At 57.2% G+C, this 12,921-nt stretch carries 14 protein-coding genes and 1 pseudogene; 9 read left to right on the top strand and 6 right to left on the bottom strand.

The window, feature by feature from the left end; translation table 11 throughout:
- The 3 genes and pseudogenes from G3O00_RS33100 to G3O00_RS33090 all read right to left on the bottom strand — a co-directional run.
- A pseudogene (locus tag G3O00_RS33100) lies at window positions 1-317 on the bottom strand (hypothetical protein); the annotation flags it as partial.
- 298 nt (window positions 318-615) lie between these two features.
- Window positions 616-1,572 carry a tyrosine-type recombinase/integrase gene (locus G3O00_RS33095; protein WP_206145508.1) on the bottom strand — a complete coding sequence of 319 codons (957 nt, stop codon included), beginning with the start codon at window positions 1,570-1,572 and terminating at the stop codon, window positions 616-618.
- Window positions 1,573-1,574: 2 nt separating this feature from the next.
- Entirely contained in the window at window positions 1,575-2,459 is an 885-nt protein-coding gene (locus tag G3O00_RS33090; protein ID WP_206145507.1) for a nucleotide-binding protein, read from the bottom strand.
- Between the two features lie 264 nt (window positions 2,460-2,723).
- On the opposite strand from G3O00_RS33090, the gene G3O00_RS33085 reads away from it, so the two are divergent.
- The 6 genes from G3O00_RS33085 to G3O00_RS33060 all read left to right on the top strand — a co-directional run bounded on the left by G3O00_RS33085 (window position 2,724) and on the right by G3O00_RS33060 (window position 8,013).
- On the top strand, window positions 2,724-3,041 hold the full coding sequence (locus G3O00_RS33085; protein WP_111021679.1) for a hypothetical protein: 318 nt from the start codon (window positions 2,724-2,726) through the stop codon (window positions 3,039-3,041).
- Window positions 2,998-3,321: a hypothetical protein gene (locus G3O00_RS33080; protein WP_206145506.1), complete on the top strand. Its 324-nt coding sequence runs from the start codon at window positions 2,998-3,000 to the stop codon at window positions 3,319-3,321. Before G3O00_RS33085 ends, G3O00_RS33080 begins: the two co-directional genes overlap by 44 nt.
- Before the next feature lie 1,474 nt (window positions 3,322-4,795).
- Window positions 4,796-5,209, top strand: a complete 414-nt coding sequence (locus G3O00_RS33075) for a hypothetical protein (RefSeq protein ID WP_206145505.1) — start codon at window positions 4,796-4,798, stop codon at window positions 5,207-5,209.
- A gap of 931 nt (window positions 5,210-6,140) precedes the next feature.
- Window positions 6,141-6,401 (top strand): hypothetical protein, encoded by a 261-nt coding sequence (locus tag G3O00_RS33070; protein ID WP_206145504.1) that lies wholly within the window; start codon window positions 6,141-6,143, stop codon window positions 6,399-6,401.
- Between the two features lie 495 nt (window positions 6,402-6,896).
- On the top strand, window positions 6,897-7,799 hold the full coding sequence (locus tag G3O00_RS33065) for an integrase domain-containing protein (RefSeq protein WP_206145503.1): 903 nt from the start codon (window positions 6,897-6,899) through the stop codon (window positions 7,797-7,799).
- Window positions 7,783-8,013: a hypothetical protein gene (locus tag G3O00_RS33060; protein ID WP_206145502.1), complete on the top strand. Its 231-nt coding sequence runs from the start codon at window positions 7,783-7,785 to the stop codon at window positions 8,011-8,013. Before G3O00_RS33065 ends, G3O00_RS33060 begins: the two co-directional genes overlap by 17 nt.
- A 373-nt stretch (window positions 8,014-8,386) precedes the next feature.
- On the opposite strand, the gene G3O00_RS33055 is transcribed toward G3O00_RS33060, so the two are convergent.
- Both G3O00_RS33055 and parA read right to left on the bottom strand, forming a co-directional pair.
- Window positions 8,387-8,599, bottom strand: coding sequence for a plasmid partition protein ParG (locus G3O00_RS33055; protein ID WP_206145501.1), 213 nt, complete (start codon window positions 8,597-8,599; stop codon window positions 8,387-8,389).
- 20 nt (window positions 8,600-8,619) lie between these two features.
- Window positions 8,620-9,249 (bottom strand): ParA family partition ATPase, encoded by a 630-nt coding sequence (parA, locus tag G3O00_RS33050; RefSeq protein ID WP_069236672.1) that lies wholly within the window; start codon window positions 9,247-9,249, stop codon window positions 8,620-8,622.
- 641 nt (window positions 9,250-9,890) lie between these two features.
- Here parA and G3O00_RS33045 point away from each other — a divergent pair.
- The 3 genes from G3O00_RS33045 to G3O00_RS33035 all read left to right on the top strand — a co-directional run bounded on the left by G3O00_RS33045 (window position 9,891) and on the right by G3O00_RS33035 (window position 12,247).
- Window positions 9,891-10,574: a replication initiation protein gene (locus tag G3O00_RS33045; RefSeq protein WP_080487033.1), complete on the top strand. Its 684-nt coding sequence runs from the start codon at window positions 9,891-9,893 to the stop codon at window positions 10,572-10,574.
- Between the two features lie 456 nt (window positions 10,575-11,030).
- Window positions 11,031-11,195: a hypothetical protein gene (locus tag G3O00_RS33040; RefSeq protein WP_206145500.1), complete on the top strand. Its 165-nt coding sequence runs from the start codon at window positions 11,031-11,033 to the stop codon at window positions 11,193-11,195.
- A gap of 152 nt (window positions 11,196-11,347) precedes the next feature.
- Complete coding sequence (locus tag G3O00_RS33035; protein WP_206145499.1) at window positions 11,348-12,247, top strand: nucleotidyl transferase AbiEii/AbiGii toxin family protein; 900 nt, start codon at window positions 11,348-11,350, stop codon at window positions 12,245-12,247.
- Here G3O00_RS33035 and G3O00_RS33030 read toward each other — a convergent pair.
- Window positions 12,224-12,921: hypothetical protein (locus G3O00_RS33030; protein WP_206145498.1), on the bottom strand; the 698-nt coding region annotated here is incomplete at its 5' end. The genes G3O00_RS33035 and G3O00_RS33030 overlap by 24 nt on opposite strands.

The following is a 12,921-nucleotide window of genomic DNA, read 5'->3' as shown; positions in this document are numbered from 1 at the left end:
TGCAGCCGCATGGCCGTGTAGTGGCTGAGATAGAGATTCTTTCTGAGCGATAGCAGGATGGTCAGCAGTGGGACGTCACCCCAGATGTAGCATTGCTCGGCCCGCTGCGGAAATGGAAACTCGACTTTCCGAAGTTTGGCGTGCAGTTGCAGAAATGCGATGAAGTTGTCTGCAGTGGTACTTTGGGCAAGACGCCAGAAAGTGCGTTGGTCGGCAAGAATTGCACGGACTTCCTTCAGCTTGAGGACGTGCGTCGGAAGCTCATCGAAGTGTTTGATGATGTCCGCTTTTGCGATCTGGATTCTTGATCGGCTCATCCCGAAAATTAGGGAAAGTTATGAATGTTGGGTCGCTGGCAGCATGCATGCTGCCAGCGACCCAACAAAGAGTCAACGAAAGAAAGCTTGGCGCTGCGCACACTTCCCAACTCAGTGCTACGCAGCGTTTACGCTGCGTAGCATACCATCAAATTCTCCAAAATTCAACCCGGAAGGCCTTGATTTATCGGGCAAAGCGCCTTGAAAAAAATGATTGATACTGCTATGCTACGCAGCGTTAACGCTGCGTAGCATGGCGGTTGCTTAACCTTCAGCGACATCCCTCTACCGCCCATTCTCAGAGCCGGATCCGCTCGACCTCATCGAGGTGAATCGCATCGTGGCGTCGGTCGTACAGCTGCGTGGTGCGTGTCGATGCGTGATTCGCCATCGCCGCGGCATTCTCGAGCGTGCCACCGTTCTGCAGGTAGGTGGTAATGCCAGTCGCCCGAAACGTGTGGTTGCCGATGGCGGTCGCGATGCCGGCCGCTGCCGCGCGCCGGCGCACCATCGCATACGCGTTCGCCTGCGGTAACGGCGTGTGGCTCAGTTGTCGGGTGCCGCGCGCGATCGTGCGGAACAATGGCCCCTTCGGCTCCGCCGCAAGGCCAGTGCCCTCCAGGTAAGCATGCAAGTACGTTTCGAGCGTGTGGTGACACGGCATCGCGTGCGCCTTGCCGCCTTTTTCGCGCAAACGGATCCAGAGGCGCCGCTGCTGCACGTAGACGTCGTCGACCCGCATCGCCAGCGCCGCGCCGATCCGCGCAAACGAAAACACCATCAGCGCGATCAGCGCGCGGTCGCGCAGCCCGGCCGGGGTGCTCACATCGATGCTGTCGAGCAGCTGCCGCGCCTCGGCCGCCTCGAGCACCGGCGTCTTGCCGGTGCGGACCGTGTGGCTCGGTCCGCGCACCGACGCGGCCGGATTCACCGGCACGACCTGGCCGGTCACCAGCCAGTCGAACAGGTGCCGAATCGCCGCGAGACGCTGCTTGACGGTCGGCGCCGCGTGCGTGCGGGTCTGCAGTTCGACCCAGCTCGCGACGTGGAGCGGCTGCACCGCTGCAATCGACGGTACGCCAGCGCCGACGCACCAGGCGAGGAAGTCGCCGGCCGCGCGCGCATACGCGCGTCGGGTGTGAGGGTTGCGAATCGCCGAGGCGAAGAACTCGAGAAAGCGCACACCTGCGTGTTCACCTGCCGCGACAACCAGCGTTGGCACGGATAGAGAATCGAACGTGGTGAGCTGGCCCACTACTAGAACGCCTTGTTCAGATCGACTTCGTGGCCCGCGGCCTTGAGCTCACGCGCCAAAGCCAGTCTCCAGCCGCCCCCATCGTCCATGTTTTCCCAGACGACGCCGGCAAAATCACTGGGAATGTCGACGGTGCCGCGCTTGAGCGCGCAGACCTTGTCGCGGCCAAGCTTGCCGATGAAATAGCCCAGCTCGAGCAGCACGTTCTGTCGCGCACGCGGCTTCAGCTCGTCTTCCTTGACGCTGCGACCCACATCGTCCGGCGTCAACAGGACGACAGCGAATTTCACATCGCTTTCCGCTTCGATCTTTTCGATCACCGTGCGACCCTGGTTGGCCTGTTCATGCAAGATGACCGGATCGAAGCCTAGCTTTCTCAGAAAGCTCGCCACCAGCTCACGCGCTTCACCGTCGTGACCGTGCACGACGAATACGCGGCGGGAAAGGGCCAAAGGAGTCACTACCGAAGAGTCAGAAGATGCCGTCAATTCATGCTGGGCGTCCTCCAGGTCTTGCTGCAAAGCGCGTTGTGCGGACTCCAGTAGCACGATGGACTGCGCGATATTTTCCCGCGCACCTTCCTGGTAATGGCGCCGCTGAGGATAGTTTTCGCCGAACATCATGGGGCGAAACTGCAAGTGCGCCGCTGACTGGAAGCGCCTATATGCAGATGTGTTCTCGCCAAAGCACCGCTCGAGAGTGTCCTTGATGTCGGTAGACAATGCCGTTAGTTCGGGCGAGTTGCCATCCGGTACCGAGCCAACGTTGAACGCCCGCAGCTCGACAATACGCTCCCCGAGCCGAGCAATGCCGCGTTCGATTGCGGCGGGAGTCAGTTGTAGTTTGGGCGCAACCGGCTGCTCGGCAGCCTTACTACGGGTGGCCATGGTCGCTCCTTTTATATGTGATAAAGGACATTATCACATATAGATGGGCACTCGACCGCCGGTCTCGAGCGACGCCTCATTGACTTCATGCATTCATGCATTCATGCGATCGTGCTATCATAATTTCATGCTCCGTGATTGCGTGAACAATTCTTAGAGAGCGTTTTTGACCATCCGATTTGGGGCCTTACCCGCCGAGGGAGCCATCCCTACCCACTCTCGGCCTGACAAATTGAGGACTGATCGACACTTAGGCGAACCGGCATGAATCCAAACCTGCATGACCCGAAAACCAGCGTCAAGGTGGTCGGTTCCAGCGGGCAAATTTCGCTTGGCAAGGAATACGCTGGCCGGCAAGTGCTCGTCGAAGAGCGCGAGCCGGGGGTGTGGCTCGTCCGCACCGCACTTGTGATTCCCGAAAACGAAGCGTGGCTGCATGCTCCACAGGCACAACGTGACCTGCAGGAGGCACTCGCTTGGGCCCAAGGTAACGCCCCCAAGGAATCGAACCTCGACGCCCTTTTGAACGAGTTGGGCAATGAGGAAGAAAAGCGACGACCTCGTAAAGTTGGACCTAAATAATCCGGTCTTCCAGCGTCAGTGGGTGGCGCTGGACAAGGCTGAAGCCTCTCGGGTTCTCACGACCCTCAAGAAACTGCTGCTCATGAGCTGGAATCAGGTGTATCAGGACTCCGGACTCAAGTGGGAGAAAATCACCAGCGTGCAGCCACCTGCTGGCGTTGACGCGATGTACTCGCTTCGTATTACACAAGCCAGGCGGGCAACCGCTTATCGTGATGGTGAGTACATGCGACTTCTCACGATCGCTCCGGATCACGACGCGACCTACGGCAAGAAGTGATCCGATGCGCCGGACCTCGCCCCCCCGAGGCCCGGCGTTTTTCAGTTGAGCGAACACGCCAATCAATTTGGCTATCAAAACGACATTTAAAATAGCCATAGGATATTTTAGCCGCTAAAGTTCGACCCGGCGCCCCCTCTCGGACCCGGCACGGAGCCCAGTCTGCAATTCAATTGCAGCACAAAGTACCTTTTCCGCCGGCCAAGAAAGAACCTTTTTTTGGGGTAACGAAAAGGCCTATACGCCGGCGCACCGCAGGCGCCTACAATTTGCCCGCGAGGCTCGCCACACAAGGCCTCGATGAAATGGCATGGCGCCCACGCGGCCCGTTTTGCAATGCAATTGCAGGCCAAAGTAACTTTGCCGCCGGCCCGGAAAGAGCCTTTCTTGTCGGCGCTGAAACGGACTTTTTGTCCTATTCCTGGTCTGGCGTCGCGCCGCCTTCAGGACGGAGCTTTCCCTTCCTCCCGAGGCCAACCAAGGGAGGAAAGGTCCTTTCCTCCCTCCATGGGCCGGAACCACCCTCCCCCAAGTCCTTTGGATGAAAAACATTTGCTGGGTGGAAAGCTTTTGCAATCAATTTCAAATCCTGGTCTGGCATCGCGCCCTTGCCTCTGGGACAGAGCTTTCCCCTTGCACCCAGGGCCCATGGAGGGTGAAAAGATCCTTTCCTCCCTCCATGGGCCGGCACCGCGCCCTAAGGTCCTTGTAGATGAAAGTCACTTTCTTGGGGGAACCCGTTTGCAATCAGTTGCAAACCGGGCCTGACGCTATGCCTCCGCCTCTAGGACAGAGCTTTCCCCTTGCAGCCAGGGACCATGGGATGGAGGAAAGGTCCTTTTCTCACCTCCCATGGGCCGGCGCCCCCTCCCAAAAGGTACTTTTTTAGAAAGGGTATTTGGGGGGACCCCAGAAAGTTGGAATCTGGCTGAGAGGCCCGCCACCGCTTGTTTTGAGGGCTCTTGACATTGTTCAAAGGCCCTCCTGACAAGGGTTGCAAAGCGGTTTTGTGCGTTGACAGCAATTTCACGTATGTATAAAGTTCGTTTTGTTGACGCGACGCGCGGTTTGGGCTGAGGACCTTCCTCACCCTACATCTAGGCTACGCGGCGTCTTGGATGGGTCATCTGCACGGGTCAAGCTAAGCCATTGAATTTTTAAGAATCTTCCCTATCTAAGAGGAAGGTCGGCTTCTTGCATCCTGAGTTTTTGACAAATCCACGAATCAGAGATGATTCGGCAAAAAAAAGCCCGACCTTGCAGGGTCGGGCCGAGGACTACAACGCAGTTGCAGCTGCGTCAGTGATACAACTTGCTAAGCAGTTCACCCAGGTAGTGGCTGAAGATGATGCCTTCAGCTACCACGAGGACGACCTGTTGGACAATGCTACCGTCCATAGGCACCTCTTTCCGGTCACGTTAAGAGCATTTGCTCACCCTTTTCCGGGCCCGGTCTGGCCCAGAGAGGGCCTGCGTGCTGTCCGATTACACGCTCTGGCATCCTATCATAGGATTTACAAAGTCGGGGCCTGATCCTGCAGAATTTCTCATAGTCTATAGCTATCGAATTTTATTGTCTATAGCTATCGACTGTTTTTTCGCGGCGCTCGCCACTTCCTGTGATTATTGCGATACCCAGCTCGGTCGCAAACAGCCATTAGCTCCTTCGTTTCTATTCGCCAACCACGCGGAGTTTGCGCTTAGCCGCCGGTCGCATCCGGGAAAGCTTTTTCTCTCGATGTTCCTGCTGTGCCGCGGCCTCCTTGATGACCTCAGGCTTCAGGTGCTCAATGAGCGGCGAAAAGTCGTAGATGTTGGACTCGTTCCGATCACCCTCCCGGGGACGCAGCTGACGCTGAATGAATCGGAGATTCCGTTCCTGCTTTGATCGTCGACGCCCCGCCTTTTTACGTAACAGCTGGTCTCGTCGGCGCTCGCGTGGTGCATCAGATTTGGAATCAGAAGGTCGGAGCTGACAGGAGCGCACGGCGTCAGTGCGCTTCCCAGCCGAGGAACACGATCTAGGTTTGTGCGTCATCGAGGATGACTACGACGCCCGTTCCAGGCTGTTACCAGCCTCGATTTCCCGGAGCGACTCCTGTTCGAGGAGCCGCTGTCGCAAAGACGGCCACACCTACGACCACCTGCACCCCATGCAGGCACGCTAGGCATGACCGTCTGGTTTAACGCCTAGTACACCGAACTCGGCGTTCTCATAGCATTCGTAGGTGGGGGCTACCCGCGGATACTAAGACCAAGCGCCTATCTACATCGGCATACCCGAAAGCTATATGTTTTTATGTAGCTTTCCGAAATAAATTAGAAACCACTACAAATACGTAGATCGACGTGCTACCTTCTCGCCATCCATTGCGCCGCTGGCGCATCGACCGACAGCCAGGACTGGTTCCTGGCCTACGTTTTTTACAGGCCCATGGCCGCTTTGTGCTGACGGTAAGTGCATCGGATTCGTCCGCCCTGCGCAGCCCCCTGAGCACAATTTTTCGATCAGGCTGGGCCGGGCTCTCGTAGTCCGTCCATAGATTCAGCCTGACATCCTCTGCACTGCGGCATCCCCCGCTCTCCAGCATGTTCCCGGCCTAAGCGCCCCATCTCGTCGCCACGTCGTAACCGGCGATCCATCTTTTTCCCTTCATCGCGCGTGTCGCGATCGCTCCCCTGCACCCTCGCTGAACGTCGTTCAGACACTCCCTTTCCCGCAGTTCCCGTCTCGCTTTTCGATCGCTCGATCTGAGCATCCCAATCCCTGTCCGCAGTCCCATTCCTTTGATCGCAGTCCCTTCTTTCTGGAGACAGACATGTTGCATTTCGTGTTCAAAAACGCCAGCAAGCTGCTCGCGTTGTGCCTGGTGTTGTATCTCGCGTCGATGTCGTACTTCATCGGCGGCATCATCGCTGTTGTCCTTCTGAAAAAAGCCCTCTCTGGGAAGCTTTCCCTCTCAAAGCGCTTCGCCTTCACCACGCCAACCGAGTCCACCCGACTCGTGAAGCAGGTGAAGCGGCGATATACCAATCCGATCGTCGCGACGCCTATCAAGGCTCGTGCACTGGTCCGGTAAGGCACCTGCCAATCCCGTTGGCCGAATGGAGCAATCCACTCGGCCAACGGCCCTCGATGCATCTCCACCGACCACCTGCTCCCCGCGTGCTTCGCGGCCATCGCTCGCGCGACCACTCCCCGTCCAGCTGTGCCGACAGCCAGACGCAGCGAGTCAAGCACGATGCTTCCGAGCTTTCCTGACCACCCCGTCACATAAGCACCGCTCGCACCCGCGAACCCAGCGCGTCACTGATGCGCAGCGCGTATCAGTGACGCGCTTGCGCACCCCCATCTCTCCCGCGCCAGTCCAGGCGCTTGTTCTTTGACGACGTAGTTACGCGCACTGTCGGCGCGTCGAACCGGCCAACCGGCGATCGACAAACGACCTGATCGGCACGCAGTCCCCCGGCCATCCAACCCACCTCCAGGTGGAGGCCACTCCTCTCTAAACAAACGTAGTACCCGCCTCGCTGGAGCGACGCGACAAGGCAAAACCAACCCACGAGCAAAGCAGATGAGCAAACCGACGTCGAATAAGCCGAGATCCATCGAGGCGAAGTTCATGAGCGCGGCGCTGCATAAGGGCGCGGCCACGCTCACGAAGCAGAAGATGCGCACCACATTTTTAGCCTTTGCGGCCCATGCGAAGCAACGTCGGTACGGCCAGGTCGACCCGGCCACCGTCACTGAAAAACAGCTGCGCAACTACGTGGTGTCGCGTATCGACGCCGGCATCAGCGCGCGGACGATCCAGAACGAGATGAGCCATCTGCGCCGCGCACTGCGTGGGACCGGCCGCGGCGAGTGGGCCGATGCGCTGACCAACGCCGAATTAGGTATTCCGTCAGGCACGCGCATCGGTACAGGGAAGGTCGTCGACGAAAGCGTGCTTGCTCGAGCGCTCGAGCGGGCCGCGTCGGATACGCGCGTGTGGATCCAGCTCGAGCGCTGCCTCGGCCTCCGACGTGAAGAGATGATCGAAAGCCACAAGAGCCTCAAACAGTGGGAGGTTGCGCTCTCCCGCGGTCAGAGCTTCATCACGATCCGGCACGGCACCAAGGGCGGGCGCACGCGCGACACCCACATTCCCGAGCCCTATCGGGAAAGAGCACTCGACGCCGTCAGAGCCGCTTTATCAATCGTGTCTGACCGCCGCTATCTGGTCGACGCGCCCACCAATCACGCAGCCAAACAGCAGGTGCAGGGGCGCTTCTCCGCGCTCGGCCTCGAGCGCGAAAACTCCGGCCACTCCCTGCGTCGGGCTTTCTGCCGCGACAACTTCGAGCACTACCTGAGCGAGCGCTGCAGCAGGAAGGAAGCGCTCGCGCTCTGCTCGCGCGATCTGGGCCACGGCGAAGGCCGAGGCCGCTGGGTATGGAACAACTATTTACGGAGTACGTATGAGTCAGAAAACTGAATTTATAACGTCGGCGAGGCTGCAGGAGGGAAGCCTGTGGAAAGTGGTCAACGAGGTGGTCGGCGGCAGCCAGCTGCAGGAGGTCGTGACGGATAGCAACGCGCTACCTCGCATCAAGGTTTCGCACGAGGCCTTCACCGCGGCGAAACGCCTGCGAGGAAAAGGTGAGACGGTACGGGATGTCGTGGAGCGACTGATCTTTGCAGTACCGTGACGTGTGCACCACCTTGCTTTTAGCGTATCAACGCATCTTCGAATTCAAGTGCGCTGCTCATCCGCGCCTGCTATCGATACGCAGTATATACGGCAAAATGTCACCGTACATTAAGCAAACCGTAAACGGAGAAATGCGATGGGTCTCGGGATTCTCGTACTGGCAATGGGTACGGTTATATGCGTCCACGGGTTGATCTGCTGCGAGCGCGGCAGGAAAGCTGACCGCGCTCGTCGTCATGCTCGCTGTCGTCGTATTCCTCGCTAGCCCTTGGGAGCGAGGATTCTGAAAGGCTGAACGAGACACACATGTGCGAATGCGGCCGGATCCCGGCCGCATTCGATGGATTAAACGTATTTACATATTTACTCATTCACTCATCAGGAAGATTCTCGACGAACTCGGTTAGAACCTCGGTAATCGTCTTGCCGTGGCGCGCGGCATAAATTTTCAGCTTCGTATGCAGTTCGGGCGGAACTTGGAAATTAACCCGCTTCAAGCCAGCATCCTCTGCAAGACTGGCGAGAGTCGCCGCTTTATTTCTCGTCGCACTCGGTCGGCCAGCGCTCAAATTTAATTTACTCATAAACTCATTCCCTCAATAACTCAAATGAGCTTAGCCTTCAGTTCATCAACCAAGGCTTTGACCTCGGCAGCTGCGTCGCCGGTAGGCTCAGCATCAAGGACTGTCGTACCGACAGCTGCAGTGCCGGGGTAGCTCACACGCTGCGTGATGCGGGATTCCAAAATTGGCAAACCGTATCCCGTCAACGCTTCGGTGACTTCCGAACCAATCCGAGTGCCCTTGATTGCCCTCGACACCACAAAAGCCGCCTGTAACTTCCCGTCTGTAACCTCAATACGCTGCTTAACCAGCTCCACCAAGTCAGACGTAGCCCAAATGTCATAGGGGCTAGGTTGTACAGGGATCAGCACGAAGTTAGCAGCCTTGATGGCGGATACCGCCAGGTCAGCTGCCTGCGGAGCTCCATCAATCACGACGAAATCTTTACTTGCGATGTGCTTTAAGTCGCGTTCGATAGTCGGTCGATCAATGCCAACGACCGTAACCGGCTGGTCCTCGCGAACGGCGGCCCAATCTCGAGCGCTGCCCTGTGGATCTGAGTCGACGAGTAGAACCTCAGCTCCGGCGAGTTGGAGTGCGCGGGCAATATGCGTGGCGATAGTCGTTTTCCCGGACCCACCTTTTTGATTCAAGACCGCAATCACATGCATAAACACTCCTTTGAGGAAATGATGCAAAGCGCATCATGCCATTAAACTCAAATGAGTAAAATACCCCATTTCTGCAGACCGTTGGAGACTTTGTGAACAGGGAACACGTTTCGCCCGGGGCTCACAAGCCCCCGGCTGAGAGTCAGGCGGTGTTAGCCGCCTGACTCGATTTGTCCGGGTCTTAGGCGAGCGACGTCCGGTAGGACGACGGGCGCCTTAGACCGGAGCGGCGAGAACTCCGTGATGCCTCCCGGGGGTCGTCCAGCCGCCGGAGGCGGCGATTTATGCCCCCGCTTGCGGGGGCGTGGATATGTTTGGGGTAGTGGTGGTATTTTTAAACCGTTTTTAAACCGTTTTTAGAGCGTGAGAAGCCTTATCCAGCAAGGGTTTGCGGGAAGCTATTGGGACAAATCCCGGGGATTGGGGGACAAATCCCGGGTTTAGGGGGACAAATCCCGGGCTAAATGGGACATTTTCCGGGCGCTATCCACATGGGACATGTTGACCGAGGTGTCCCATTTGCGTATAAAGGGACGTCTCCTGGAAATGTCCCAATAACCCGGAAAATGTCCCAATCTCCCTCCGTTGAGAAGTCTGAAGTCTCGGTCATAGACCTCCCCCTAACTGAGAGGCACGTGAACATGAGCAACGTTCTTGTAAGGGCCGCCCAAGGTCTCTCACTAGCCGAAAAACGGATCATGTCTTGTTGCGTGTCGAAGCTCGATAGCAAACGCCTGCCAGACCTAACCAAACCTCTGGTCGCGCGAATCTCTGCACTGGAGTTTGCCGAAACGTTCGGCATAGACCCAAACACCGCCTATGAAGAGCTTCAAGCTGCGGCCAAGGGCCTCCGCGATCGCCTCATTCGGTTCGAGAAACCCGGTAGAAAGGGACCTCGTATCGAGGAAATGAGATGGGTTGGTCGCGCGACGTATGCCAAAGGGGAAGGCTGGATCGAGGTAGCGTTCTGGCATGAAGTCGTCCCTCACCTTGTCGCGCTCCGCGAACGGTTCACCAGCTACAAACTCTCTCAGGCAGCCGCATTGCGATCCATCTTCAGCTGGCGACTGTTGGAGTTGTTCGCACAATTCCGCTCAACAGGCCTACTACGGATAGACATTGAAGAATTCGCGCACGCAATGCAGGCCAGCGAAAGCTGCCGCAAAAACTTCAAGGACATGAGACGACGGATCATTGAACCTGCGGTCAAGGAGCTAACGGAGAAGGACGGCTACGAAATCGAGTGGAGCCCGCAAAAATCCGGGCGGAAGGTAGTCAGCCTCGAGTTTCGGTTCAAGATGAACCCTCAAGCCGCACTATTCTGACCCAACCCGGAATTTGTCCCAATGTCGGACTTTATCTAGGACTTTGCTCGCTGGTGCCGTTCGGAGCGTAGCGAAGTCCGACTTTATCTGGGAGATAGAGGTTCGCCGACACCCGCCGTACGCGCGTGTCGCTCGGTCGACATGCCACATCCCACCTTAGGCTGCTCGACCTTAAGAAAAACGACTTCCGCCGACTTGACCGTTCACGGTCGTGACAATTGGTTGTGTAGAGACGGTGTACAACCCTCACGCGTGGACCGTCCGAAGTCGTGACGCCAAACTCCATACCACGCCCCCCAAGCGATGCCTCGATGGCTTTTCCTAAACCGCCCGCGTGATTTAGGAAAAGCCCCCGGGCTTCCGGTCTTGGGTGCATGGAACATATCGGCTCGCTAACGCACACAGCACCGTGTCGTGGCAGCCCAGTCCCAACTGGATATCTTTGGAGCACGCCTCATGACGGAAGAAACGCACAAGAAACTCAACCTCTGGTTGGAAACGGTAGCAAAATGCCTGCGCATCGGCGTACTGCTGTTCCAATTGATGACAGTTAGCTACCCTTTCGCGGTGGCCAGCAACGCCCATCGCGCCGACTACGTGCAGCACCAGGTGCAGTCGTGACCGGACCCATCCCAGACCCACTCGCCGAGCTGAGGTCGCATGAACAGAGATCCCATAACCGTCGCGGCTGCCGGGATGAGGCCAGCAGGAGCCATGCGCAGAGTTATGCTACCGTTCAGCCGCCATTGGCCATACAGGGCTAGCCAGGAAAAATGAATAAGCACAAAACAGGGCCGCAAGACCCGAAACTGCTAGACAGGATCAAGAACCTGGCTATTCAAGCGATGTTTTCTGACGATGAGCTGCTGGAGCAGTTGGTGCTGAAAGGTGGCAATGCGATGGCACTGGTTCATCAGATCAGTGCGCGCACGTCGGTCGATCTCGATTTTTCACTGAAGCAGGATTTTGGCGAGAACATCGAGGCCGTCCAGGCAAGAATTCTCAAATCCTTGTCAGATACGTTCCGCGCCGACAGGTTCGAGGTTTTCGACTTCAAGATGGTCGAGAGACCGAAGACCATGACGGCAGACATGAGGGATTTCTGGGGGGGCTATGGCGTCGAGTTCAAACTCGTCACCACAGAAATCCATGCGCAGTACGCCGCGGATCAGGATGAGTTGCGCAAGCGAGCCATCAATCTCGGGCAGGGCACAAAGTTCCTCATCGACATCAGCCGCTTCGAATACGTGGAAGACAAGCAGGATTGGGACTTCGATGGGACGCTGATCTACGTCTACTCACCCCTCATGATCGTCTGTGAAAAACTGCGGGCCATCTGTCAGCAGACGGTCGAATACACTCCGATCATCAAGCGAGGACATAACGGTAGCGCGCGCCCCAAGGACTTCGTCGACATCTTCGTGCTCACGAAGGCACTGGAGCTGGATCTCACGGGCGAGCAGATGCAGCGGATCCTGACCTCGATGTTTGAAGCCAAGAAGGTGCCCCTGTCCTTCCTCGGCCTGATTCCGAGCTACTACGAGTTTCATCTGGCAGGTTTCCCGTCCGTTGCCGACACGGTTTCACCGGATTTTGACCTCAAGAAATTTAAGGTCTATTTCGACTACGTGCTCGAACTGGTTGACCGGCTAAAACCCACTTGGGACAGATAGGCGCCAGTTACTGACATAACGCGTTTCGCCCATCTCGTGCGCCAAGTAAAAGTCGCGCTCGATCGGCAGGCGCCGAATCAGATCGATCTGATTCGGCTTGTAGCCGGCACGCTCCAAGTAGTAGCCGATCGCCTGATGATAGGGGTAAGCGAAGTTGAGTTTACGCAGCATGGCAACCAGCCGGTTGATAGAGACTCGATCTTTCGCGAGCTCAAAGGCTTTGGCCACTTCAAAGACACCGCCGGCATAGACCGGTCTCACGGTAATGTCGATGAGGGTACGCTCCAGATTGGTGAGGCGCGCAAGCACCTGCTGGCCGCCTTCATCCGTCACGGGTTCAGTAACGACACCGAGATGGCCTGTATACGCACCATTCAGCAGATAAATCTTTTTCCCCGCATGCTCGACCCAATTATGCGAAATCCGTGGGGGGCGGCTGAATGCCTGATCGATTGCGAGCTGATCAAGCGTTGCTCGCTCATCCTGATAAGTGTTGCTACGTTCGTCTGTTGTGTAGATGGTCGTGGGAGATTGCTCAGTCAAGCCGTGCAGCCGCATGGCCGTGTAGTGGCTGAGATAGAGATTCTTTCTGAGCGATAGCAGGATGGTCAGCAGTGGGACGTCACCCCAGATGTAGCATTGCTCGGCCCGCTGCGGAAATGGAAACTCGACTT

The organism is Burkholderia sp. Ac-20384 (genome assembly GCF_017104605.1).
GTDB lineage: Bacteria > Pseudomonadota > Gammaproteobacteria > Burkholderiales > Burkholderiaceae > Burkholderia > Burkholderia lata.
Note: the sequence above shows the minus strand (reverse complement) of the source record. Positions and strands in the feature narration are given on the sequence as shown.

Bases quoted from the DNA above. Each gene is read 5' to 3' on its own strand.
- G3O00_RS33090 (WP_206145507.1), bottom strand. From the start codon at position 2,459: ATGGCCACCCGTAGTAAGGCTGCCGAGCAGCCGGTTGCGCCCAAACTA.
- G3O00_RS33085 (WP_111021679.1), top strand. From the start codon at position 2,724: ATGAATCCAAACCTGCATGACCCGAAAACCAGCGTCAAGGTGGTCGGT.
- G3O00_RS33080 (WP_206145506.1), top strand. From the start codon at position 2,998: ATGAGGAAGAAAAGCGACGACCTCGTAAAGTTGGACCTAAATAATCCG.
- G3O00_RS33070 (WP_206145504.1), top strand. From the start codon at position 6,141: ATGTTGCATTTCGTGTTCAAAAACGCCAGCAAGCTGCTCGCGTTGTGC.
- G3O00_RS33065 (WP_206145503.1), top strand. From the start codon at position 6,897: ATGAGCAAACCGACGTCGAATAAGCCGAGATCCATCGAGGCGAAGTTC.
- G3O00_RS33060 (WP_206145502.1), top strand. From the start codon at position 7,783: ATGAGTCAGAAAACTGAATTTATAACGTCGGCGAGGCTGCAGGAGGGA.
- G3O00_RS33055 (WP_206145501.1), bottom strand. From the start codon at position 8,599: ATGAGTAAATTAAATTTGAGCGCTGGCCGACCGAGTGCGACGAGAAAT.
- parA (WP_069236672.1), bottom strand. From the start codon at position 9,249: ATGCATGTGATTGCGGTCTTGAATCAAAAAGGTGGGTCCGGGAAAACG.
- G3O00_RS33045 (WP_080487033.1), top strand. From the start codon at position 9,891: ATGAGCAACGTTCTTGTAAGGGCCGCCCAAGGTCTCTCACTAGCCGAA.
- G3O00_RS33040 (WP_206145500.1), top strand. From the start codon at position 11,031: ATGACGGAAGAAACGCACAAGAAACTCAACCTCTGGTTGGAAACGGTA.
- G3O00_RS33035 (WP_206145499.1), top strand. From the start codon at position 11,348: ATGAATAAGCACAAAACAGGGCCGCAAGACCCGAAACTGCTAGACAGG.